Here is a 356-nt window from a genome sequence, read left to right on the forward strand (position 1 = left end):
GTTAAGTCGTAACAAGGTAGCCGTAGGGGAACCTGCGGCTGGATCACCTCCTTTCTAGGAATTTTGAGTCTTCTGTAAAGAAGCTCTATTCTAGGTCAATGGAATCGCACTCTGTTTTTGTAATCTTTTCTTGTGGGTCTGTAGCTCAGGTGGTTAGAGCGCTTGCCTGATAAGCAAGAGGTCGGCCGTTCAACTCGGCCCAGACCCACCATGTCAAATTACGATTTTGAGTTATTTGAAAAGAGAATAAGAAGTAAGAAGAAGAAAAAATAGTGAGAGATCTGGAAACAGATTGAGAATTATTTGGAATGAGTTGCTTGAGTCGAGCACAAGTGAAAGCTTGTGAGAGGCAAAGG

General features: G+C 43.0%; 1 tRNA gene and 1 rRNA gene. Both read left to right on the plus strand.

The window, feature by feature from the left end:
• A 16S ribosomal RNA gene (locus tag GCL60_RS17390) occupies nt 1–54 on the plus strand; the annotation flags it as partial.
• Nucleotides 55–134: 80 nt separating this feature from the next.
• Nucleotides 135–211, plus strand: a tRNA-Ile gene (locus GCL60_RS17230).
• The last annotated feature ends 145 nt before the right edge of the window (nt 212–356 follow it).

The sequence above is a fragment of the Silvanigrella paludirubra genome (assembly GCF_009208775.1).
In the GTDB taxonomy this organism is placed as follows: domain Bacteria; phylum Bdellovibrionota_B; class Oligoflexia; order Silvanigrellales; family Silvanigrellaceae; genus Silvanigrella; species Silvanigrella paludirubra.